At 47.1% G+C, this 20,667-nt stretch carries 21 protein-coding genes; 12 read left to right on the forward strand and 9 right to left on the reverse strand.

Annotated features, from left to right (window positions below; translation table 11 throughout):
* Window position 1 precedes the first annotated feature (1 nt).
* From EPB59_RS06780 to EPB59_RS06795, 4 genes are all read left to right on the forward strand, one after another.
* A complete protein-coding gene (locus EPB59_RS06780) occupies window positions 2-514 on the forward strand; it encodes a glycine cleavage system protein R (RefSeq protein WP_154171983.1) in 513 nt (170 codons plus the stop codon).
* A 240-nt stretch (window positions 515-754) separates the two neighbouring features.
* Entirely contained in the window at window positions 755-2,365 is a 1,611-nt protein-coding gene (locus tag EPB59_RS06785; protein WP_055050628.1) for a methyl-accepting chemotaxis protein, read from the forward strand.
* A gap of 92 nt (window positions 2,366-2,457) precedes the next feature.
* Window positions 2,458-2,808 carry a DUF2750 domain-containing protein gene (locus tag EPB59_RS06790; RefSeq protein ID WP_055050856.1) on the forward strand — a complete coding sequence of 117 codons (351 nt, stop codon included), beginning with the start codon at window positions 2,458-2,460 and terminating at the stop codon, window positions 2,806-2,808.
* A 166-nt stretch (window positions 2,809-2,974) separates the two neighbouring features.
* Window positions 2,975-3,550, forward strand: a complete 576-nt coding sequence (locus EPB59_RS06795) for a nucleoside triphosphate pyrophosphohydrolase family protein (protein ID WP_055050627.1) — start codon at window positions 2,975-2,977, stop codon at window positions 3,548-3,550.
* A 381-nt stretch (window positions 3,551-3,931) separates the two neighbouring features.
* On the opposite strand, the gene btuD is transcribed toward EPB59_RS06795, so the two are convergent.
* The 8 genes from btuD to msrB all read right to left on the reverse strand — a co-directional run bounded on the left by btuD (window position 3,932) and on the right by msrB (window position 10,828).
* Complete coding sequence (gene btuD, locus EPB59_RS06800) at window positions 3,932-4,687, reverse strand: vitamin B12 ABC transporter ATP-binding protein BtuD (protein WP_154171985.1); 756 nt, start codon at window positions 4,685-4,687, stop codon at window positions 3,932-3,934.
* Window positions 4,674-5,669 (reverse strand): vitamin B12 ABC transporter permease BtuC, encoded by a 996-nt coding sequence (gene btuC, locus EPB59_RS06805; protein WP_195706938.1) that lies wholly within the window; start codon window positions 5,667-5,669, stop codon window positions 4,674-4,676. Before btuC ends, btuD begins: the two co-directional genes overlap by 14 nt.
* 80 nt (window positions 5,670-5,749) lie before the next feature.
* Window positions 5,750-6,778 carry a succinylglutamate desuccinylase gene (locus EPB59_RS06810; RefSeq protein ID WP_154171989.1) on the reverse strand — a complete coding sequence of 343 codons (1,029 nt, stop codon included), beginning with the start codon at window positions 6,776-6,778 and terminating at the stop codon, window positions 5,750-5,752.
* 209 nt (window positions 6,779-6,987) lie between these two features.
* Window positions 6,988-7,584, reverse strand: coding sequence for an alpha-ribazole phosphatase family protein (gene cobC, locus EPB59_RS06815; RefSeq protein WP_154171991.1), 597 nt, complete (start codon window positions 7,582-7,584; stop codon window positions 6,988-6,990).
* 7 nt (window positions 7,585-7,591) lie between these two features.
* Window positions 7,592-8,131: a bifunctional adenosylcobinamide kinase/adenosylcobinamide-phosphate guanylyltransferase gene (cobU, locus tag EPB59_RS06820; RefSeq protein ID WP_154171993.1), complete on the reverse strand. Its 540-nt coding sequence runs from the start codon at window positions 8,129-8,131 to the stop codon at window positions 7,592-7,594.
* 8 nt (window positions 8,132-8,139) lie between these two features.
* Window positions 8,140-8,925: an adenosylcobinamide-GDP ribazoletransferase gene (locus EPB59_RS06825; RefSeq protein WP_000718967.1), complete on the reverse strand. Its 786-nt coding sequence runs from the start codon at window positions 8,923-8,925 to the stop codon at window positions 8,140-8,142.
* Window positions 8,925-9,950 carry a nicotinate-nucleotide--dimethylbenzimidazole phosphoribosyltransferase gene (cobT, locus tag EPB59_RS06830; RefSeq protein WP_154171995.1) on the reverse strand — a complete coding sequence of 342 codons (1,026 nt, stop codon included), beginning with the start codon at window positions 9,948-9,950 and terminating at the stop codon, window positions 8,925-8,927. The genes EPB59_RS06825 and cobT overlap by 1 nt, the downstream gene beginning before the upstream one ends.
* Before the next feature lie 431 nt (window positions 9,951-10,381).
* A complete protein-coding gene (msrB, locus tag EPB59_RS06835; RefSeq protein ID WP_154171997.1) occupies window positions 10,382-10,828 on the reverse strand; it encodes a peptide-methionine (R)-S-oxide reductase MsrB in 447 nt (148 codons plus the stop codon).
* Window positions 10,829-11,141: 313 nt separating this feature from the next.
* Between msrB and EPB59_RS06840 the strand changes: the two genes are divergently transcribed.
* The 7 genes from EPB59_RS06840 to purT all read left to right on the forward strand — a co-directional run bounded on the left by EPB59_RS06840 (window position 11,142) and on the right by purT (window position 18,576).
* Window positions 11,142-12,515 (forward strand): L-cystine transporter, encoded by a 1,374-nt coding sequence (locus tag EPB59_RS06840; protein WP_154171999.1) that lies wholly within the window; start codon window positions 11,142-11,144, stop codon window positions 12,513-12,515.
* A 147-nt stretch (window positions 12,516-12,662) separates the two neighbouring features.
* Entirely contained in the window at window positions 12,663-14,087 is a 1,425-nt protein-coding gene (gene sbcB, locus EPB59_RS06845; protein ID WP_154172001.1) for an exodeoxyribonuclease I, read from the forward strand.
* A 31-nt stretch (window positions 14,088-14,118) separates the two neighbouring features.
* Window positions 14,119-14,493 carry a CidA/LrgA family protein gene (locus tag EPB59_RS06850; RefSeq protein WP_195706939.1) on the forward strand — a complete coding sequence of 125 codons (375 nt, stop codon included), beginning with the start codon at window positions 14,119-14,121 and terminating at the stop codon, window positions 14,491-14,493.
* Window positions 14,484-15,161, forward strand: coding sequence for an LrgB family protein (locus tag EPB59_RS06855; RefSeq protein ID WP_055027176.1), 678 nt, complete (start codon window positions 14,484-14,486; stop codon window positions 15,159-15,161). The genes EPB59_RS06850 and EPB59_RS06855 overlap by 10 nt, the downstream gene beginning before the upstream one ends.
* A gap of 165 nt (window positions 15,162-15,326) precedes the next feature.
* A complete protein-coding gene (gene cdd, locus EPB59_RS06860; protein WP_154172005.1) occupies window positions 15,327-16,214 on the forward strand; it encodes a cytidine deaminase in 888 nt (295 codons plus the stop codon).
* Between the two features lie 158 nt (window positions 16,215-16,372).
* Window positions 16,373-17,248: an AEC family transporter gene (locus EPB59_RS06865; RefSeq protein WP_154172007.1), complete on the forward strand. Its 876-nt coding sequence runs from the start codon at window positions 16,373-16,375 to the stop codon at window positions 17,246-17,248.
* 152 nt (window positions 17,249-17,400) lie between these two features.
* Window positions 17,401-18,576, forward strand: coding sequence for a phosphoribosylglycinamide formyltransferase 2 (purT, locus tag EPB59_RS06870; protein WP_195706940.1), 1,176 nt, complete (start codon window positions 17,401-17,403; stop codon window positions 18,574-18,576).
* Between the two features lie 91 nt (window positions 18,577-18,667).
* On the opposite strand, the gene EPB59_RS06880 is transcribed toward purT, so the two are convergent.
* Window positions 18,668-19,324, reverse strand: a complete 657-nt coding sequence (locus tag EPB59_RS06880) for a thiopurine S-methyltransferase (RefSeq protein ID WP_154172011.1) — start codon at window positions 19,322-19,324, stop codon at window positions 18,668-18,670.
* 339 nt (window positions 19,325-19,663) lie between these two features.
* Here EPB59_RS06880 and EPB59_RS06885 point away from each other — a divergent pair, with 339 nt between their 5' ends.
* The gene (locus tag EPB59_RS06885) at window positions 19,664-20,443 is read left to right on the forward strand and encodes a phosphoribosylglycinamide formyltransferase (protein ID WP_154172013.1); all 780 of its coding nucleotides are present in this window, start codon (window positions 19,664-19,666) and stop codon (window positions 20,441-20,443) included.
* Window positions 20,444-20,667: the final 224 nt, after the last annotated feature.

Genomic DNA, 20,667 nt, shown 5'->3' on the forward strand with positions numbered 1-20,667 from the left:
CATGAACGCGACTTTCATTGTTAACTTTGTCGGAAAAGCAACCCCAGCCACCATTAAACAACTGGCCGCCGTCACTCATGAAAACAGTGGTAAATGGCTCATCAGTAAGGTCAACTTTATTGAGGATAGCGTTGCGGCAGTGATCAAAATTGAGCTGCCTGAAGAAAATACGGCGACCGTTAAGCAGGCTTTCCAGACATACCCAGGGCTGTTGGTCGAAATTACCGATTCAGATCCTCACGTCCATAAAAGTGATACGGTTTACCAAATTCGGCTTGATGCCAATGACCGAGCTGGCATAGTCAATGAAATCACTCATCTTTTGGATGGCCAAGGGATCAGCATCCTCGATATGGACTGCCAACGCGTATTTATTGCAGGAGGAGGTGGCATCAGTTCAAGTCTCTTTACTGCCAATGTCGCCATGCGTTTACCTATCAATGTTGAAATTGATGATGTCATGAATGAACTTGAAGCACTGAGCGAAGATACTCGTGTGACACTTGAAACCTAGTCGAATACCACTCCATCATTTCTATCATAGTGAGGGGAGTTAAACTCCCCTCACTCTCTTGAGTTATTACACTAATTATCACCAGATAGTTGAGCCACTTAACAAAATAAACTTAGCCAACTGGCAAATCATCGGTTGTCATCCATCCTTTTATTAGATCTTATCGGCCAACTCAGACCAACAATAATTTAGCCGAATAAGACAACCGATCATCACAGCGCTCAGTTAGGTGGTAACGTCATGTTGAAGCTAGAGAATATCAAGGTCAGTTATAAACTGGCCGCTATTGTTATCGTCGGTATTGTTGGATTTTTGAGTCTACTCTTTATCTCCGCCAATGCACTACAAGGAAATTTGATTGCAGAACGAGAAGCGCGCTTAAAGGCCGTTATTCAGAGCACACTCTCTCAAGTGGCTTATCTCCATCAAACCCTACCGAAAGAGCAAGCCCAAGAACAAGCCAAAGCCCTGATTAACGCACTACGATTTGATGGCAACAATTACATGTTTGTTATCGATGAATCACGTTATACGGTTGTACACCCGATCCGTCAGGACTTGGTCGGTCAACAGATGGGAAATCCGGGCAAAGATACAGAAGGTCAATTCTGGTTCACCATGATCGACTTAGCGCGGAATGGTCAGCAAGGCTCTCTGATCTATCCATGGAAAAACCAGCAAGGTAGTCCTGCCGAAAAACTGTCTTACGTTAATGGCTTTGCACCTTGGGGATGGATTTTAGGCTCAGGTATGCTGCTCGATGATATCCAACAAGCTGTCTATCAACAGTTTATCAAAATGGGATTAGCCACGTTAGTCATCACTTTGATTATGGTGGGACTCGGAGTGGTTATCAGCAAAGCAGTTGTACACCCACTTGATGTGATTAAAGATGTGATGAAAAAAGTGGCGCAAGGTGATCTCACGGCACAGATCCCTGTCATGGGAAACGATGAGCTTGGCATTGTTGCCCAACGCATTAATGACAGTATTGCCTCGGTGCGGGTCGCGCTAGTCGAATCCGTACAATCGGCATCCTCGGTTGCTGAAGCGGCCATTCGTATTGCCTCTTCAGCAGAAGAAACTAGCCAAGCCGTAGTATCTCAACGTGATCAACTCAACCAGTTGGCTACCGCAATGAACGAGATGACCGCGACAGTAGCCGATGTCGCCGGACATGCAGAAGACACCGCACACGATACTCTCGATGCTAGCAAAGAAGCTAATTTAGGCGATAAAGATGTCCATTCCAGTGTTGATAGCATTCGTGCTTTATCGGTAGAGCTGGGCATTGCGACCGAGCAAGTGAATAAGCTCAAAGAAGGGGTTATGCAGATTAGCGAAGTCACTGCAGTCATTAGTGGTATTTCTGAGCAAACCAATCTACTTGCCCTAAACGCGGCGATTGAAGCTGCGCGCGCGGGCGATCAAGGTCGAGGTTTTGCGGTGGTGGCCGACGAAGTGCGTAATTTAGCCAGCCGAACACATCATTCCACTGACGAAATACAAACCATGATCAATCGATTACAGCAGCTTGCCGTCAGCACCGCCAGTGCGATGCAAAAGAGCCAAGATTTGGCCGCGCATAGTGTCTCCACGGCAGAAAATGCCGGCAGTGACCTCTCGCTGATTGTGAACCACATTCAACATGTCAGTGATAAAGCAACGCAAATCGCTACCGCAGCTGAGGAACAAAGTGCTGTCGCAGAAGAGATGAATCGCAACGTAAGCGGAATTAATGATGCGGCACTGGAAATGTCGCAAGCGGCAACGTATCTGGCAGAAGAGAGTGAGAAATTAGCCGATTTATCGCGCCAGCTCGACCAAAAATTAACGGCCTTTAAACTGTGATTTCACTCTTTTTATGAGCAGACAGAGATCGTCATGGGCATTCTTCGATGAAAGTGCTACCCTTACGGCATTATCTACTGCGAGAGAACAAAATGAGCAAATTAACGGCAGATATCGACGCGAATTTAGCGCTGTTTATTGAAGAAACCCGAGAAAACCAACTTGTTTGGGGTTTACGTAATGAAGAAGGTTGGCTCTCTTGTGAATCAACTGAATTTGCAGAAAGTGAAGTTATGCCTTTCTGGTCATCAAAAGAAGATGCACAAATTCATAACGTTGAAGAGTGGGCTGATTTTGAAGTCGTTGAAATCCCTTTTGACGTATTTGTTGAAGATTGGTTGATTACACTGGATGAAGACGGTGTTCTAGTAGGACCAAACTGGAACGCGAGTCTTGAAGGTAAAGAATTAGAGCCATCACAACTGGCCAAACTCTACCTATAAACCTATTCCCTATGTAGGCTGATAGGTATTTCGGTTATTCCTACCGATAAGGCGCATAATTGCGCCTTTTTGTTTTTCTAGCACCATCAATCCTCGCACTGCCGTAGCCCCACCTCATGAGCTTTGTTACACTTGCCCCATTGTTAACACCATTCGGAATGCAAGCATGCAATTAACCAAGCTGACACAAGAAATTTTTGACCACTTATACCGTGACATCAGCGAATTTCGCCAAACCTTCGATTTACCTGTCGCGGCTCCGCAAACGTTAAATGAACAAGCTGATACCTTACATACCTCATTAGCCATTGAAGAATTAACCGAACTTGCCCAAGCCGACAGCAAAACCGAACAGGCCGATGCTATTGTCGATACAGTGTACGTTCTCATGGGACGCTTAGTGCATTTGGGACAAGTGAAGGTTGAAGATAACCTATCGATCAGCTACCTCATCGATCTGCTGCTGCATGTAGCTGACAATTTAAACATTGAGTTTATTCCTTGCTGGGATGAAGTGCATAGCTCAAATATGAGTAAAGTATGCCGTAATGAACAAGAGTATTTAGATACAGAAAAGTTCTATGCAGAACAAGGTATTAAGCTAATGGCGGTTCATCAAGGTGAATACATTATTGCCAAATGTGCTGAGGATTTTATCGCTGAATCGAAAACGATCCGTCAGGGAAAAGTGCTTAAATCCGTTTATTACCGCCCAGCCAATCTCGCTGCACTGACTCAATAAAACAGATGTCATTTATACTTCACTGCGCCCAAGGCGATACGCTATGCGCCATTCAGAAGTGAAGTAAAAAAAAGCCACCTTAGTGACTAAGGTGGCATACCGCGTCTGATTGAGGGCCAATCAGTTCAGTAGAAGCTCAATACTCTTATCCGAAAGGATCTGCCAAAGAATATGAGCCTAACAAGAACGAGAATGTATCAAATCTACTATTGCGAATTGTGTGCCAACCTATACCACCTTTCCATCGAAAAGTAATTCATTGAAAAATAATAAAAAACTAAAAAAATAAGCCTCTAAGACAAATACGTCTGCGCCAAAAGAGTGCTCACTGCGCCACGATTGGTCAGTCACACCAGCAACGATATGAATGGTGTCATGGAATTAGTCGAAAAGAAGATGGTACTGGTCATCCAGTTGAACTCGCCGAATCAATGTACCAAAAACAGCCTGTAAGGCTTCTTGAGTCAGCACATCTTCCGCTCGACCAGCACTATAGAGCACACCATTATTCAGTAGCAAAACCTGATCTGCATGGCGCAGTGTTCGATTGAGATCATGGTTAGCCATAATGACGGTTAATCCCTGCCCTGCCATTCGATCAATCAAACGATACAATAAACTTTCTTGAGCGATATCGAGTGGAGCGGCGGGTTCATCCCAAATCAGTAGGCGAGCGGAAGGATTCAATACTGGTGAAACTTGTAGACAACTACCAGCTAAACGTACACGCTGCCATTCACCACCAGAAAGCTGGTGAATCGAACGGTGTAATTTATCGTCAATATTAAGTAAACGACTGATTTGGTCAATTTCACTCGCCACTTCAGAGCGTTCTAACGTAACGCCTGCAGGAATGGAAAGTGCTAAATATTGGAACACTTGCAGCTGAAAACTGGGTTTATCATTTTGCGCTAAATAGGCGCGATGGCGTGCAAGTTCAGACAAGCTTGCCTCGCTCACGTCCAGCGCGCCAATCTGTACAGAACCAGAGAAAGGGATCATCCCTGCTAATGCGGCAAGAAACGTACTTTTGCCACAACCATTAGGGCCAATGACATGCCATACTTCGCCAGTGTTAGCTTGCAAAGAAAGAGGCAGTAAACGTGAGTCGACTTGTAAACTGTTAACACGAATCATGGTTTCTCACCAACATCCAGATAAAAACTGGTGCTCCTAGCGTTGTTGTCACTACGCCCAGTGGTAACTCACCGCTGCCCAACGCCAAACGGGCAATTAAATCCGCACTCACCAGCAATAACGCCCCACACAGCGCAGACATTGGCAACAACATTCGGTTTTCAGAGCCGAGCGTTAAGCGCAGTAAATGGGGAACCACTAACCCTACAAAACCGATCACCCCGCCTAAAGCAACCGAAGCGCCAACCAGTAAGGCAATCGCGAGGATTAAACGCCAACGCACACGATGAATATCAACCCCCAACTGCTTAGCATGGCCTTCTCCAAGCATGAGTTTATCGAGAAGGCCACCTTGCAGCGCAAGCCAAATCACCACAGGGATCGCCACAAAAGACAATACGTGTTGATACCAGCTCACTCCCGCAACGCTGCCCATCAGCCAGTACATCAATTGACGTAACCCTAAATCATCACTGAAATAGAAAGCCCATGTGACTACGGCTCCAGACAAAATGCCTAATGCGACTCCCACTAACAATAACCTTGCAGTCGTCAACCGCAGCTTGCGAGCCATCATCACTAAGAGCAAAGTAAACAGTAGCGCGCCCAATACCGCGGCAACCATAAACGCTATCGGTGAATTTAAGCTTGGGAAAAACAGCAGCAAAATGACCATCGCCACACTTGCACCGCCAGAAACACCAACCACACCGGGTTCAGCAAGCACGTTACCGAGCAGCACTTGCAAGGTCGCTCCCGCAACGGCTAAAGAAGCACCAATCACCGCCGCAGCCAGTAACCTTGGTAAGCGAAGTTCCCACACCAACTGTTGCTCAAGCGAAGACCAAGTAGAAAACGGTGACAACCAGACTTCTCCCACCAGCAAATAAATCGCCCCTATGCTGATAAAAAGCCCAAGCAGCCAGTAGCCACTACGTCGCCAACGCTTTTGTTTATGTTGAAGCAGTCGATGAAAATCCATCTTATCGTTCATAGAAAAAAGAATGGCCTAACCTTACCGTTAAGCCATTTAAATAGAAAGGAGTTCATGCTGAGGCGCGATCAGTCGTACACCAATTGGTCATCTTCATAGCGCGTATTCACTTTACATACCATTAAAGCAGCTCGTTGACCGATGGCGACCTTTCGATTAGGGAACACAATCGCTTCCCCTTCATTCTTCGCCATTAGGGGCTTATCGCCGTCATGACCAAATACTTCACCGTGCATAAAGGCGGTGAAATTTTCCACATCATCAGTAAAACGGAAGTCAAAATCATCGTGCAGGCGCACGATGGTACGGCTCACTCGATACATCACAGGCTTACGGGGCAAATGCTCAGGCTTATGCCGAGCAATAAGATCACGAATGGCCAAATCAAAAGCGACTAAACGATCTAATTTATTTTCGCCGAGACGTGCAACCTGACCGAGCTCTAAGGTCAAGGCTTGCGCAGCATAATGCTCCGCCGAATACCAACTAAACGTACTGGAGGGCGCATTGGATAACATTACCGCTTCAATATGGGCTTGCTCGATAAATTGCATCAAACTGCGGCTGCGCACAGGGTGGCGCGATTTAGGACTTACCGCAAAGGAGTAATGTTTAGAGCCACGAATCGCACAGTGCAGATCCAAATGCCAACGAGAGCTCTCTTCTGTATTCGCAAAAAATTGCTTAAGCAACACTTTCAGATTATCGGCAATCGCAAGCTCTACGCTAGGATCGTGTGACTTATCATCAAATAAGCGGTTCAGATTCTGTTCGATAAAACGTGTGTGCTGCTGGGTGGCTTGAGGATGAGCAACAATAAATAAGCAGCGTTCAGTCAACTCCTGAAAGCCACTGAGAATATCGTCAATCCATTTGTCCATCAGCTCCATGGGCGCAGTTTCATCACCATGGATACCACAAGAGATCACCACATTTTGAGTAGTCACATCTCGTTGCGCGGGGATGACTTCCAAGACTCCGCGTTGATGCAGTTTTACTGTTACCCCTTGTGCCGTACGCACAGATTGAGCAACCATAGCATGGTCAAGGTCTAAGCTGTCGAAAAGAAAAGATTGGCGGAAGAAAGACTTCGTCATGCGCTACTCCTTTATTGCACAGCGGTATGTTAAGAAATTGTACGACGGATTTATGCCAAGACGATCGCACTTATGGCCACCCATTCTATCTTTGCAGCAAAATAGCGGTGTTTTTCTTCTCATACCCAGCCAGATGGCAACGATACAGCCGCAGATTCTAGCATCAATTCAATGAGATGCTCTATATTCAATTCGCTTAATCCCACGTGTCACAGCACATTTCCGATGCTGTTCACGCTCACGAAAAAAGGCTCATCACGATACAGCGTTAGCTCCGATATCGACTGATACGGAATACTTAAACGGCTATACCAATCAGGGTTGCGCCAATCCACACCGAGTGTATGTGCTAGAATCAGCCGAATGGTTCCTGCATGACAGATCACGAGTGTGTCATCCTCGATCTGAGGTAGCCACTGATCCCATGCTTGAGTCACTCGTTGATAGACCGACGCTAATGACTCCGCTTGCGGCAAGATATTGTGGGCAGGATCTTTCCAAAAAGCATCCAACAACGGCCATTCTTGCTCCAAGTCCGTGAAAGATTTCCCATCAAATAGTCCAAAATTCATCTCTTGTAGATTGGCGTCGTAATCCAAAATCACATCGGGGCGCGCATGTTGGATGCGTTGTGCCAAATCAGCGCAACGTCGTAAAGGTGAACTAATGACACGCGTGAAAGATCGGTCAAGTAGTCGACTCGCGATGGCTTGTTGCACATCAGCATCCACCGCAACATCCGTCATCCCGTTGAGTGCAGCTGGACCTTGTGTTTTACCGTGTCTCAGTAAGTAAATTCTGGCCATGCGTACATCACTCACCTTTCAAGCGTTGAGGTAATCCTGCAACCACAAAGGTGACAGAATCGGCTAAGGCCGCAATTTTTTGGTTCATCCAACCCGCATGATCCACAAAAAATCGCGTCAGTTCCCCCATAGGTACCACCCCCATTCCCACTTCGTTACTCACTAAAAAAATCTGAGCTTGGGTCTGAGTTAACGCCACCAGTAACTGCTCAATGAATTGGTCAATCAAAGTCGAAGACAGGGATTGCTCATGCTCAAACAGCTGATTATTCAACCAGAGGGTCAGGCAGTCTACCAGCACCACATCATGGCGCTGAAAACGAGACAAATAATCCGCCAACGCTAAGGGAACTTCATGTTCAATCCAGTCTGCCGTTCGCCTTGCTTGGTGATGTGCAATACGCGCGCGCATTTCATCATCCAAAGCGGTGGCGGTAGCAACATAGTGCAATCTAGCCGTTTGAGAGTGCGCCGTTTGCCTCGCTAACTGTTCGGCATAACTCGATTTACCGCTACGAGCTCCACCCAAAATCAAATGTACGCTCACCTCGCCTCCTAAATCATCAGCTCATGCTGTAAGAAGGCCAGTAAAATCAAATAGATCATCAGCTCCATTAACTGCTGCGCTCCACCAAGGCAATCACCCGTGAAACCACCTAATCGCTTCATCAACCATTGACGAAAAACTTGCCGGAAAATCAAACTGACCGCGATCATCACCCCAATCAATTGCCATGAAAAACATACCAACGTGGTCAATGCAGTCAGCCCCAAGATGGCTAAATCCGTTCCAGACTGTTGTTGCGCAAGCGGCTTGCTTTTGCTGCTGTCTGGATCTGAAACGTAAGGCGTATTGTGGATCAATGATGCCGCCACTGCACGACTCAAGGTATAAGCCAATAACCAAACTGGCACCAGTGACGTAAGATCCGCCAGTTCGGTGAGTAGCAAATATTTCCCTAGCAGAGTCATCATCAAGGCACTAGCCCCATAGGTGCCGATGCGGCTATCTTTCATGATCTCTAGACGGCGTTCAGCCGTCATGCCGCCACCTATGCCATCGGCCATATCCGCTAAGCCATCTTCGTGAAAGGCGCCCGTCAACAGCAAGCTGAGCACTATGGTCAAAAACACACTGATGTTGGTGGAAAAAAGTTGAGTGGCTAACGAGTACACCAACGCACAAATGGCCCCAAGCACTAAACCCACTAAAGCAAAATAACGCCCAGCCTGATTCATTCGCTCACTGCTATAAGGCAACTTTACCGGCACAGGAATGCGTGAGAAAAAACTCAATGCCAACAGGAAAAGTTCGAGTTGATAACGTAAAATCGCAGCCATTACACAGTGACTCCCGCATCGGCAAAACTCGCCATACGATTATAAAACTCCACTGACGCACGTACGATTCCCAGTGCCAATACCGCTCCGGTTCCTTCGCCTAAGCGTAAGCCTAAATCGAGCAGCGGATCCGCCCCTAATATCTCTAATACTGCGCGATGCCCCACTTCTTGTGAACGGTGAGCAAACAACAAATAGTCACGCACATTAGGTTCGATTAAGGTCGCAATATAAGCCGCCACCGTCACAATGAAACCGTCAACTAAAACGGGAGTTTGCTTTTCATACGCGCCAAGGAAAGCACCAACCATTTGCACAATTTCAAAGCCACCAACCTGCTTTAATGCCTCTTGTGGTGCTGCGCCTAAACAGCGTTCAACCCCTTGTGTGACCAACTCCATTTTGCGTTGGAACTGTTGATCACTAATCCCTGTACCACGACCAACACAAACTTCAATCGGCAGTCCTGACAGCGCGGCCAAAAGAGCGGCAGCACTACTGGTATTGCCAATGCCCATCTCACCAAACATCAGCAGATTACAGCCCGATGCCACTTCACGATGAATCAGCACCTTGCCAAGTTCGATTCCCTGTTGCACTTGCTCCGCAGACATCGCAGCTTGTTCAGCAAAATTGTGTGTACCAGCACCAAGACGCTGCTCAATCAAACTGGGGTGAGCCGCTTGTGCACGCAAAATACCGCAATCCACCACACGCAGTGCCGCCTGTTCGGTGCGGCAGAAACAATTGATCGCAGCGCCACCCGCAAGGAAATTTCTCACCATCTGTTCGGTGACGGCACTCGGAGCAATACTGACACCTTGTGCGGCAATACCGTGATCAGCGGCAAACACCAACGCGGTAGGCTGACGAATTTCAAGCTCAGTGACAGGATAAGGTTCGGATTGGCTTTGAATTAACGCCAAATGATGCGCAATGCGCTCAAGCTGCCCCAGAGCACCAAGTGGTTTGGTTTTTTGATCTATTCGTTGTTGGATTTGAGCGCTAAAAGTGCGATCTAACATGCAGTCATCCTTACTTCTTATTAGGCATGGGGCGGAGTCGGCACAGTCTACTCGCTCTACGCAACAAAGCAAAAACCTTCGCACATTTTGCCTAGCGTGCCGCAAAGCAAAATTACTGACAATTTCCCTCATATAATCGATTGATACGAAATGTTCTACACTCTTGGTATGGATAGTGCTTTCTTCTTTGATGCTTAAGTTTGATTTTCCTGTTTGAACGTTGTCTCCAGAGCGAGACACAATAAGGAGCAGTACCATGATTACAAATCAAAGATCACCGAAATCAAAGCCCCACAAACCTGCCAGTAAGAAAGGCAAGCGCGTGCCATTTGCACTGACGTAATATTGCCTCGGCGTCAGAGCAGCTTGTTTATGATGAAATTGGAAAGGAAAACATCAGGTCTGCCGAGAACAGACCTGATGACGACGAATCAAGCACTCAGTTTACGGACTGCAATCGAATTGATGCAATAGCGTAACCCGCTCGGCGGTGGGCCATCAGGAAAAACGTGCCCTAAATGAGATGCACAAGTGTTACAGCGCACTTCCACTCGGGCACGCGCTAAGCTGTGATCCATATGGTACGAGATTGCATTAGATTTCACAGGCTGTGAAAACGAAGGCCATCCAGTGCCTGAATCAAACTTCGTTGCGGAATCAAACAGCAGAGTTTGGCATCCAGCGCATTGGTATAAGCCGGGTTCAAACAACTCACACATCGCATTAGAAAATGCTCTTTCCGTTCCATGTTGACGCATCACATAATACTGCTGTTCATTAAGTATTTCACGCCACTCAGCATAGCTGCGGAACACCTCATGATCCGGTGCTAGATTACCTTGATTTGCAAAATCCAACACTTGTTGCCAATTCAACATAATTATCTCCTCTTGCTTTACCAAACAGCAGACCGTGGATTTACTCTTCTTATTTCATTTCTTTTATTAGAGATTAATGCCAGAAAAAAGGGCTCTCTTTGTTTAAAGTTTCCACAAACTGATTTTAGATTAACCAACTTCCTGTTTTTGATAACTATTAGTTATAAAACATGTATTTTTCTGAGTTTATTTTCGTGATAGCGATCGCTATATTCCCAGAAAATCATTCTCATTTGATGTTCTAACACGTTACCTCTGCCACTTTAAAAGTGCCGTCACGGTTAGATTTCAAACCCCTTTTAAGGATTTCATTATGTCAGTGGTTACCATCGCAGCACTTGTGATTTTCGCGGGCTTATTGTTGTATATCTTCGGACTACAGAAAAAAGCATCCACCCTTTCTCGTCAGGTTTTGTTTGGTTTAGTACTTGGTAGTGCATTTGGTTTAGCGCTGCAAGTCGTGCTCGGTGAAAAACATCCTGCAATTCAAGAAACCCTTTCTTGGGTCGGTATTGTTGGTAACGGCTATGTCGGTTTGCTGAAAATGGTCATCATGCCATTGGTGCTGGTTTCGATGATTTCAGCCGTCGTACGACTGGATAAAAACGGCTCACTCGGCAAAATTTCTGGCCTAACGATTGGTATTTTGCTCTTCACTACCGCGATTTCAGCGCTGATCGGTATTCTCATCACTCAAGCATTTGGTCTGACGGCTGAAGGTTTGGTTGAAGGCGCACGCGAAACCGCACGTATTGCCGTATTGCAAAGCCGTGCTTCAAGCGTTGCGGATCTCACCATCCCACAACTGTTAGTCAGCTTTATTCCAACCAACCCGTTTGCGGATTTAACCGGTGCGCGTTCGACTTCAATCATCGCGGTAGTGATTTTCGGCGTACTTACTGGTATTGCCGCACGCAAAGTGATGGCTGATAAGAAAGAGCTCGAAACACCAATTCGCACTTTTGTTGAAGCCGCACAAGCCATTGTGATGCGCCTTGTCAAAATGATCATGGCACTGACGCCTTATGGTATCGCCGCGCTGATGGCGAAAGTCGTCGCGACATCCAGTGCTACCGACATTCTGAGCTTACTGGGCTTTATTGTTGCATCCTACGTTGCGATTGCACTGATGTTTGTAGTCCATGGCCTGCTCGTGGCTATGGTGGGTGTGAACCCAACCACATACTTTAAAAACATCTGGCCGGTACTGACCTTTGCCTTTACGTCACGCAGTTCGGCAGCCACCATTCCACTGAATGTGGAAGCACAGATCACCAAACTGAATGTGCCACCTGCGATTGCGAACCTATCAGCATCATTCGGTGCCACCATTGGCCAAAACGGCTGTGCAGGCATTTATCCAGCGATGTTGGCAGTGATGGTTGCTCCAACAGTGGGCATTAATCCTCTGGATATCCACTTTATCGTGTCCTTGATCGCGATGATCACCATCAGTTCGTTTGGTATCGCGGGTGTGGGCGGTGGTGCAACCTTCGCAGCGCTGATTGTGCTGCCTGCTATGGGTTTACCAGTGACCATTGTTGCTCTGCTCATTTCTATCGAACCTTTGATTGATATGGCACGTACGGCTCTTAACGTATCGGGGTCGATGACAGCTGGCACAGTGACAAGCCGCCTGCTCAAACAGACCACCGAAGAATCCGAACCACAAACTCAGCAAGCATAACCTTGCGATCTTTTCAAAGCCGATGCCCTGCATCGGCTTTTTTGTTGAAACGCTGAACAAATAACAAGATAGCGCAAGAGCAGCAATTGCTATGTCAAGGTCAGGATGGTCTAATAACGGCAACTCTCAGCGATTTGGTAAGGCCACATGCAGCAAGAACACCAGCCCACTTTTTTCTTTTTTGACTACGAGACTTGGGGAGTCAATCCCGCCAAGGATCGTCCAAGTCAGTTTGCGGGTGTTCGTACCGATATGGATTTCAACATTATTGGTGAGCCTCTGGTCATTTACTGCCAATTGCCCAATGATTATTTACCTGCACCTGAAGCGGCACTGATTACCGGCATTACTCCACAAAAGGCGAATAGCCACGGCTTGTCAGAGCCAGAATTCATCGCCCGAATCCACGCAGAGCTTTCCACGCCGAATACCACCAGCCTAGGCTACAACAGCATTCGTTTTGATGATGAAGTGACGCGCTACACCTGTTATCGCAACTTTATCGACCCGTATGCATGGAGCTGGCAACACGGTAATTCACGCTGGGATCTACTGGATGTGATCCGCGCTTGTCATGCTCTGCGCCCTGAAGGCATGGAATGGCCAGAAAATGAAGATGGCTTTACCAGCTTCAAACTAGAACACCTTTCTGTTGCCAACGGCATTGAACACAGCAACGCACACGATGCCATGGCCGATGTGATTGCCACGATTGAATTGGCGAAAAAGCTCAAAGCCGCGCAGCCTAAGTTATTCGACTATTTTTTTAACATGCGCCACAAACGCAAGCTGACTGAGCTGATTGATATCGTTAACCAAACCCCGCTGATGCATGTTTCCGGCATGCTTGGCCGTGAACGTCAGTACACCAGTTGGATTGTGCCGATTGCTTGGCATCCGACCAACCAAAATGCGGTGATTGTGGTGGATTTGGGTAAAGACCCTCAGCCACTACTGGATCTGGATGCAGAAGCGTTGCAAGCGCGCCTCTATACACGCTATGAAGACTTAGCGCCCGATGAACTGCCGATTCCTGTGAAGTTAGTACATCTCAACAAATGCCCAATTCTGGCTCCGGCCAAAACCTTAACCGCAGAGAATGCCGAAAAGATTGGTATTGATCGCGAGCAGTGTCTTGCGCATTTGAATGTGATTCGCCAACATCCAGAAATTCGTGAAAAGCTTGTCTCAGTGTTCAGTCAAGAACGTGAGTTTGCCAAGGAAAACAATGTAGATAGCCAATTGTATGATGGTTTTTTCTCTCCTGCCGATCGCGCAGCGATGGATATCATTCGAACCACTGCTCCGGAAAACCTCGGAAACCTTGACATAAAAGTGGCAGATAAACGGATTGAACCACTTCTTTTTCGTTACCGCGCACGCCATTATCCACATACCTTAACCGATGCCGAACAACGGCGTTGGGCAGCGCATTGTCGTGACTATTTCGAGCGCAATCTAGAAAGTTATATGTTGAATTTGGAAAATCTGGTGCATGAACATCAAGCTGATCCAAAGAAAATGGCGATTTTAAAATCCGTCTACCATTACGTAGAAAAACTCGCTTGCTAACATCGTTTATTTTTACTTGCTGATTTTATTGATGATAAAAAAAATAGCTCAATATTGTGTCTCCATGGGACTGATTTTTCTCTGTCTTTTGGCGGGCATTAATTTACAAGCATGGTTAGGCATTGCCATTCCCGGCAGCATTATTGGTTTACTGATTTTGTTTGGCTTACTGGCTAGCGGTTTAGTGCCTGTCGAATGGGTCAAGCCTAGCTCCACCCTCTTTATCCGCTACATGATTTTACTGTTCGTCCCGATCAGTGTCGGCTTAATGGTGCACTTCGATACGCTACTGGCTAACATCGCACCGATTTTAGCCAGTGCTATCGGCGGTACTTTAGTGGTCATGGTCACACTGGGTCTGCTACTGGATCGTATGCTCAAGAAGGGGAAGAAGTCATGTGGCTGATCATCACTCTTCTGGTGTTTTTCGCCGCGCGTTGGCTTGCACAAAAATGCAAAACACCGTTAGCCAACCCATTGTTAATCAGCATTGGCATCCTGATCCCGTTGCTGACCTATCTGAAAGTGCCTTTTGAAACCTACTATGCCGATAATCAATGGCTAAGTTACTTGCTGCAACCTGCCGTGGTTGCTCTGGCTTACCCGCTCTATGAACAGTTACCGCAAATTCGTGCCAACTGGCGCCTTATCGCTTTAGCGTGTGGCGTGGGCAGTGTGATGTCGATGATCACAGCCAGCTTGATTGCAGTGGCCACAGGGGCGGATATTCCCTTAATCGCCGCTTTGATGGGCAAATCCGTGACGACCCCAATTGCTATGGAAGTCGCGAGTCAGTTAGGTGGAGAACCCGCTATCGCGGCTATTTTGGTGCTGTTAGTTGGGCTTTTTGGGGCAATACTCGCCTACCCCATCTACAAACTGCTGAATATCACCCACCCAATTGCGCGTGGCTTAACCATGGGAACCGTCTCTCACGCACTCGGTACCGCAACCTGTGCCGAAAAAGATCCGCGTGATGCCGCCTTTAGCTCACTTGCACTGGTAGTGTGCGGGGTTATTACTTCTGTTTTAGCGCCAACTCTATTTGCCTTTGCCCTCTGGCTACACGGGTAGCCTTCGAGTGATGTCACATGAGATACGTTTGCAATCGATATCATGTGTGACGTCACTCTAATAATGAAACATAATATTTATTTGCATTATTTAATGTGATTAATATCACCATATTAAATCTCTTATTCCCTAAAATAGGATTCCATACCACGAAAAGGAATCACTATGAGAAACCGTGTTGAACAAGCATTACAACAAATGCCCGCCTCTTTTGCCCCATTCTTACGCGAATTAGTGCTAGCCAAGGATTTCGATGCTACTTTCTCTGCCGAGCAATACCAGCAATTATTGACCCTTTCCGGACTTGACGATGCCGATCTGCGCGTTGCACTCCTGCCGATTGCCGCCGCTTACTCTTTTGCCCCAATCTCCGAATTTTATGTCGGAGCTATTGTGCGAGGCCTAACTGGTCGCCTTTACCTAGGTGCAAATATGGAATTTACTGGCGCACAATTAGGTCAAACCGTTCATGCAGAACAGTGCGCCATCAGCCACGCTTGGATGAAAGGTGAGAAAGGCGTTGCAGACATTACCATTAACTTCAGCCCTTGCGGACACTGTCGCCAGTTTATGAATGAACTGACTACTGCCTCTTCACTGAAGATCCAGCTTCCAAAACGTGCAGCAAAAAGTTTGCAAGAGTATCTACCCGAATCGTTTGGCCCTGCCGATCTCGGTATCGATTCAGGCCTGATGAGCCCAGTCAATCATGGTAAAACCACTAATGATGATGAAGAGTTGATCCAGCAAGCCCTGCGTGCAATGAACATTAGCCACTCGCCTTATACCCAAAACTTCAGTGGTGTCGCACTGAAAATGCACAGTGGTGCGATTTACCTTGGCGCGTATGCCGAAAATGCAGCATTTAACCCAAGTTTGCCACCGCTACAAGTTGCCTTAGCACAAGCGATGATGATGGGTGAATCATTCGAAGAAATCGAAGCCGCCGCGCTGGTAGAAAGTACAACAGGTAAAATCAGTCATCTTGCCGATACACAGGCTACACTGGAAGTGATTAATCCTGATATCCCGCTCTCCTATCTATCACTGTAAACCGAATGAAGAGGCCGCTGGCCTCTTCATTTTTTTGCACCAACACTTTTGCTAAACCTCTTGCTAAAGATGTCACGCGCACACTTTTCCATCACCTACCATGACGTTCTGAATAAAGCCTGATAACTTGCGCTTTTTACACGTATCTCTCGCAAGCTATGTTTGAACAAATCATTGCCATTCTCTTTCCTGTGATGAGCTTAGTCTTGATTGGCTATTTGATTGGTCTCTGGCTCAAACCCGATTTTCGCCCGATCAATCGCATCAATATGGAGGCCTTTGTGCCTGCGTTGGTGTTTTCTTCACTGGTCAACATGCCACTGGATACGCAGCAAACACCTCTGTTGCTTGCCGCTCTTGTCGCGGTATTGCTGCCCGGTATTTTAATGCTCCTGATATGTCGTTTGGGTCGCTGGTCATTTAAAACATGGGCTCCACTGCACATGTTTCGCAACAGCGGTAATTTAGCGATCCCCCTGTTTACTTATGCGTTTGGCGAAACCGCGCTCCCCTCTGCCGTGTTGCTGTTTGTGGTTTCTATGTGTCTGCACATTAGCTTAGGGGTGGCCATGCTGAGCAAAGGTAGCGTGTTGAAAACCGTGCTCACCGCTCCGGTCTTTTTAGCATCCTCACTGGCTTTACTGCTCCATCTCAGCGGTATCTCCGTCTGGTCGCCACTGTATAACGCCACCGCTTTACTCGGGCAAGCCGCCGTCCCTGTAATGTTGCTTTCGCTCGGCTCACAAATGATCAATCTGCGCTTAGCCGGACTCAAAGTTGGCCTTGTTTCAACGGTACAATCTCTGCTTACCGGCGCTTGCGCGTTTGCGCTGATTTACTTTTTCATTCCACTGCCTCCCCTACAACTGCGAATGATGGTGCTGTTTACCATGTTGCCACCTGCGGTGATGAACTACCTGTTTGCCGAACGCTACCACATTGAGCCCACGCAAGTTGCCGCTATGGTGCTGTTTGGTAATTTCTTCAGTTTATTTAGCCTGCCTATCTTGCTGTTTATCGCACTTTCACTCTAATTTTTTCGCCATAAAACTGTCATCAACTTGACGCCAATAAGAGCTAATCTGAAGGGCTACAGCGGGAAGCAAACGTTTTCTTTTGTGCTTTGTTCCAGTATCATGGCCGCTGTTTTTTGCTAATGTTGACTGAATAATTATAAGGATTGTCTATGTTTGGGACAGCGACTCGGGATAACGCAACGCGAGTACTTTTGCTTGGTTCTGGTGAGCTCGGTAAAGAAGTGGCAATTGAATGCCAACGTCTTGGCCTTGAAGTGATCGCCTGTGATCGTTACGCCGATGCGCCTGCCATGCAGGTCGCCCATCGCAGCCACGTGTTTGATATGCTCGATGCCGATGCACTACAACAAGTGATTGATTTAGAAAAGCCACATTTCGTGGTTCCAGAAATTGAAGCGATTGCTACCAGCAAGTTAGTGGAGTTAGAAGCGCAAGGCTTAAACGTTGTACCTACCGCCAATGCAACTCGCCTCACCATGAACCGTGAAGGCATTCGCCGTTTAGCCGCCGAAGAATTAGGCTTGCCAACTTCGCCATATCAATTTGCAGACAGCTACGAAAGCTTTGCCGCAGCAGTAGAAACCATTGGTCTACCTTGTGTTTGTAAGCCAGTCATGAGCTCATCAGGCAAAGGACAAAGTGTTATTCGCACCCCAGAACAAATTGAAGCCGCGTGGCAGTACGCTCAGCAAGGCGGGCGCAGTGGCGCAGGCCGTGTGATTGTTGAAGGCTTTGTCGATTTTGATTACGAAATCACACTGCTGACCGTGCGTGCTGTCGATGGCGTGCATTTCTGCGCCCCGATTGGCCATCGCCAAGAAGATGGTGATTACCGTGAGTCATGGCAGCCGCAAGTGATGTCAGAGAATGCCATCAAAGCGGCTGAATATGTGGCAGAACAGGTGGTTAACGCGCTTGGCGGTTACGGCCTGTTTGGCGTTGAACTGTTTGTGAAAGGCGATAAAGTTATCTTCAATGAAGTTTCCCCTCGTCCACACGATACCGGAATGGTGACGCTGATTTCCCAAGAACTGTCTGAATTCGCTTTGCATGTGCGCGCTTTTACCGGTCTACCGATTGGTCAAATCGTGCAATATGGACCATCAGCCTCAGCCGCGATTCTTGGCCAAGGCCAGTCACAGAATATCCAGTTCAGTGGGCTTGATGACGCCTTAAGCATTCCTCACACCCAAGTACGTTTATTTGGCAAGCCAGATATCGCGGGTCGTCGTCGCTTAGGTGTTGCCCTTAGTCGAGGAAAAACGACGCAAGAAGCCACTGATCGCGCGATTGAGTGTGCGAAAGCCGTGAAGATCCATTACTAATTCAGCTCCCTATCTTTATCAGCACTATCAGAAAGCGCGCTCTTTCAGCGCGCTTTTTCATTTCTACTTAGTGACGTTCAAAGAGTAAGAGTCACTCGCCTTTTTCAATCACCCAAACTTCTTCGGCAAACCGGCTTAAGCCCACTTGTGTGCGCTTATTCAAATGCGGATCTATGCTCGTATCTTGGTAAACTCTGCGCACCTCACAACCCATAAACAAGGTGCGAATTTCCGCTTCAGGCACTGAGAACGGTGGTCCCGGCAGCTCAGTTTGCACATAGTCCATGCTGACCAGCAAAATTCGTCCACCTGGTTTAAGCAGTTGTAGTAAACGCTGAGCATAGTCTGCGCGCATCTCTTCCGGTAAGGCTACCAAGGCTGCACGATCATAAACCAAATCCACTGATTCAACAGGAGCTGTAAAGAAATCGCCGGAAAAAATAGCCAGCTCATCAAACTGATACAACTCATGTTGCGCATTGAGTCGCGTCACCGTCGGGGTATAAAAATGCTCTGCAAAGAAGGAACGTACCGCGATTTGACTCAGTTCAACCCCTTGCACACTGTCATGCTGATTAGCAAGCCAGATGAGATCTTCACTCTTCCCGCATAAAGGCACTAGCACTTTATCATCACGTTTAGGTGCTGTTTCAGACCAAAACCGAATCAGCAACGGATTCACATCTTTCAGATGAAAACCAATCTGATTTGCTGCCCATTTGTTATGCCAGAATTCAGGGTCTCGCATCTCTTACTCCTGTCTTTTTGAGAACAGCCAAGAGTAGCGGATCTGCCCCATTTTCGGTAGCACGAATTTGTCCCATTGATGACCTCTAGGCCGTTACATTTACTTACTTGTAGTGATGGAACTCTGCTTAATGGGCGCAGTCTGAATCTATGTCGATGTTATGTGATGGATAACAAATTCTTACAAAGTGTAGCGGTGGATTTGATTGGAAACAGCCATCTGCATCCCCATTGATCATAGTGAATGGAATTGAACACATTGAACCAACTTGAATTGCACTGTCAGGAAACGCCTTCTAGGTCCACTTTTTGACCCTACAGCGCAAGCTAAGGAGAGTGAATGAGTCTATTGCTACGTACCACAGCATTGATGCTATTGCTGTTAAGCCGTGCTCCAGTTATGGCGGCCGTTCCATTAATCTCAAGCTCAACGGAAGATAATCGAGAAGAGTCTCGACAAAATGAAGTCAGCTCTAAGCTATTTCGTCACAGCTTAAGTGGTTTGTACGGCATCTCTAGCCAGAATTATCCCGTCACCCAGCCTTACCAAGATTTTGATGTGCTGTACAGTAAAGCACACCAAGCCCAGATCGAATTAGAAACCTTGTGTAAGAGCACTGCCCTACTTACGGATACTCAAGCGTATTTCGCCGGAGCCAAATCTCACCAACGTGCATTAGAAAAAGTTGCGTTGGAGCTGGATGGACAAGCGGAACGTATTACGGATTTAGCGCGCGCGACGATCGTTGCCCATGATGTGGCGAGCCTTGTGACCGCTTACGAAACCTTGAACCGAGAAGCAACCATTGTAAAAGTGAAGAACCGCTTTAAGAATCCAGCAGAGTCGGGGTATCGCGATCTCAACGTTTTGGTGCAACTGCCTAAAACCAAAATTATCGCCGAAGTTCAATTTCATTTAGCCGCGATTGCTGAAGTCAAAAGTGGTGCTGAGCATCAGCTGTATGAGCAAATACAAAATATTGAGCGAACCGCTCGCCAAGAGCAGCGTGGTTTAACTGAATGGGAACAGGCTCAAATTGCCAAGATACGCTCAACGTCACGAGATCTCTACCAACAAGCTTGGCAGCCTTACATCACAACTCACATCCAAGCCGCTTAAAACATGCAAGCGCAGCCACCCAAAGCTCAGGCTGCGCTTTCAAATGTTAACTCCACCATCTACTCAACAATATGGTATTGCAGATAGGCTGCAAGTAGCTTCATCCCATGTGCATAAACAGAATATGGGTAAACAGGCTATATGATTGGGATAAAGGAACACAATCAACACTGTCGCAGCGACAAGTAGAAAGGGATAAAAGCAAAAAGACCACGCTTATGGGC

Source organism: Vibrio metoecus (assembly GCF_009665255.1).
Classification (GTDB): Bacteria; Pseudomonadota; Gammaproteobacteria; order Enterobacterales; family Vibrionaceae; genus Vibrio; species Vibrio metoecus_B.

Excerpts from the sequence above, each read along its gene's own strand:
- EPB59_RS06780 (WP_154171983.1), top strand. The coding sequence starts at position 2 with ATGAACGCGACTTTCATTGTTAACTTTGTCGGAAAAGCAACCCCAGCC.
- EPB59_RS06785 (WP_055050628.1), top strand. The coding sequence starts at position 755 with ATGTTGAAGCTAGAGAATATCAAGGTCAGTTATAAACTGGCCGCTATT.
- EPB59_RS06790 (WP_055050856.1), top strand. The coding sequence starts at position 2,458 with ATGAGCAAATTAACGGCAGATATCGACGCGAATTTAGCGCTGTTTATT.
- EPB59_RS06795 (WP_055050627.1), top strand. The coding sequence starts at position 2,975 with ATGCAATTAACCAAGCTGACACAAGAAATTTTTGACCACTTATACCGT.
- btuD (WP_154171985.1), bottom strand. The coding sequence starts at position 4,687 with ATGATTCGTGTTAACAGTTTACAAGTCGACTCACGTTTACTGCCTCTT.
- btuC (WP_195706938.1), bottom strand. The coding sequence starts at position 5,669 with ATGGATTTTCATCGACTGCTTCAACATAAACAAAAGCGTTGGCGACGT.
- EPB59_RS06810 (WP_154171989.1), bottom strand. The coding sequence starts at position 6,778 with ATGACGAAGTCTTTCTTCCGCCAATCTTTTCTTTTCGACAGCTTAGAC.
- cobC (WP_154171991.1), bottom strand. The coding sequence starts at position 7,584 with ATGGCCAGAATTTACTTACTGAGACACGGTAAAACACAAGGTCCAGCT.
- EPB59_RS06825 (WP_000718967.1), bottom strand. The coding sequence starts at position 8,925 with ATGGCTGCGATTTTACGTTATCAACTCGAACTTTTCCTGTTGGCATTG.
- cobT (WP_154171995.1), bottom strand. The coding sequence starts at position 9,950 with ATGTTAGATCGCACTTTTAGCGCTCAAATCCAACAACGAATAGATCAA.
- msrB (WP_154171997.1), bottom strand. The coding sequence starts at position 10,828 with ATGTTGAATTGGCAACAAGTGTTGGATTTTGCAAATCAAGGTAATCTA.
- EPB59_RS06840 (WP_154171999.1), top strand. The coding sequence starts at position 11,142 with ATGTCAGTGGTTACCATCGCAGCACTTGTGATTTTCGCGGGCTTATTG.
- sbcB (WP_154172001.1), top strand. The coding sequence starts at position 12,663 with ATGCAGCAAGAACACCAGCCCACTTTTTTCTTTTTTGACTACGAGACT.
- EPB59_RS06850 (WP_195706939.1), top strand. The coding sequence starts at position 14,119 with ATGATAAAAAAAATAGCTCAATATTGTGTCTCCATGGGACTGATTTTT.
- EPB59_RS06855 (WP_055027176.1), top strand. The coding sequence starts at position 14,484 with ATGTGGCTGATCATCACTCTTCTGGTGTTTTTCGCCGCGCGTTGGCTT.
- cdd (WP_154172005.1), top strand. The coding sequence starts at position 15,327 with ATGAGAAACCGTGTTGAACAAGCATTACAACAAATGCCCGCCTCTTTT.
- EPB59_RS06865 (WP_154172007.1), top strand. The coding sequence starts at position 16,373 with ATGTTTGAACAAATCATTGCCATTCTCTTTCCTGTGATGAGCTTAGTC.
- purT (WP_195706940.1), top strand. The coding sequence starts at position 17,401 with ATGTTTGGGACAGCGACTCGGGATAACGCAACGCGAGTACTTTTGCTT.
- EPB59_RS06880 (WP_154172011.1), bottom strand. The coding sequence starts at position 19,324 with ATGCGAGACCCTGAATTCTGGCATAACAAATGGGCAGCAAATCAGATT.
- EPB59_RS06885 (WP_154172013.1), top strand. The coding sequence starts at position 19,664 with ATGAGTCTATTGCTACGTACCACAGCATTGATGCTATTGCTGTTAAGC.